The following is a 1332-nucleotide window of genomic DNA, read 5'->3' on the forward strand; positions in this document are numbered from 1 at the left end:
CGGCGGTACGGGTGGCATGGTTACCACACCCTATCGGACCGGTTTCGCGCGATATGACCTGCGCGTTGGTTTATGTCCCGCCCGGTTCGGCCGAGTTCGTCGCGGTACGCGACGGCCTGCTCCGCGCCGCCCGTCTCGCCGGGTACGGGCATATCGAGCTGCCGGTCTTCGAGGACACCGAACTGTTCGCCCGGGGTGTCGGTGAGTCCACCGATGTCGTGAGCAAGGAGATGTTCACCTTCTCCGATCGCAGCGATCGGAGTGTCACGCTGCGCCCGGAGGGCACCGCCGGGGTGATGCGCGCGGTGATCGAGCACGGGCTCGATCGCGGCCAGCTGCCGGTCAAACTGAGCTACGCCGGGCCCTTCTTCCGCTACGAACGGCCGCAGAAGGGCCGCTACCGGCAGTTGCAGCAGGTGGGCGTGGAAGCCATCGGGGTCGACGACCCGGCCCTGGACGCCGAGGTGATCGCGATCGCCGACGCCGGGTTCCGGGGTCTGGGCCTGACCGGGTTCCGGCTCGAGATCACTTCCCTGGGCGACGAGACCTGCCGGCCGCAGTACCGCGAACGGCTCCAGGACTTCCTGTTCGGCCTGGAGCTGGACGCCGAGACGCGCCGCCGGGCCGAGATCAATCCGCTGCGCGTGCTCGACGACAAACGTCCCGAGGTGCGGGCGATGACCGCCGGCGCTCCGCTGATGGTCGATCACCTGTCCGAATCCGCGAAGGCCCACTTCGATCAGGTGCTGGCCCACCTGGACGCGCTCGGCGTGCCCTACGTCCTCAACCCCCGGATGGTGCGCGGACTGGATTACTACACGAAGACCACCTTCGAATTCGTGCACGACGGTCTGGGCGCGCAGTCCGGGATCGGTGGCGGCGGCCGCTACGACGGCCTGATGGCGGAATTGGGCGGACAGGAGCTGTCCGGTATCGGGTTCGGTCTCGGAGTGGACCGCACGGTCCTGGCATTGGCCGCCGAAGGTGTCACCGCGGGCGATCCGGCGCGCTGTGAGGTGTTCGGGGTCCCGCTGGGCGACGCCGCGAAACAGCGGCTCGTGGTGCTGGCGGGCGAGCTGCGCGCCGCGGGTGTGCGCGTGGACCTGGTGTACGGCGACCGGGGCGTGAAGGGGGCCATGAAGGCCGCCGACCGCTCCGGTGCGCGGTTCACCCTGATCCTCGGTGATCGTGATCTGGCCGAGGAGACCATCGGGTTGAAGGATATGAGCACCGGGGATCAGCGGCAGGTGCCGCTCGCCGAGATCGTGTCCACCCTCGTCGCCGCGTCCGGAGCCTGACGCGGGCCGGTCCGGTGGGCAGCCACATCGGAAT

Annotated in this window: 1 protein-coding gene; it reads left to right on the top strand. The window is 69.1% G+C overall.

All coding sequences use genetic code 11. The features are described from left to right. The first annotated feature begins 53 nt into the window (after positions 1–53). Positions 54–1298 carry a histidine--tRNA ligase gene (hisS, locus tag ACWDU1_RS32405; protein ID WP_450004226.1) on the top strand — a complete coding sequence of 415 codons (1245 nt, stop codon included), beginning with the start codon at positions 54–56 and terminating at the stop codon, positions 1296–1298. The last annotated feature ends 34 nt before the right edge of the window (positions 1299–1332 follow it).

The sequence above is a fragment of the Nocardia sp. NPDC003345 genome, assembly GCF_053589395.1.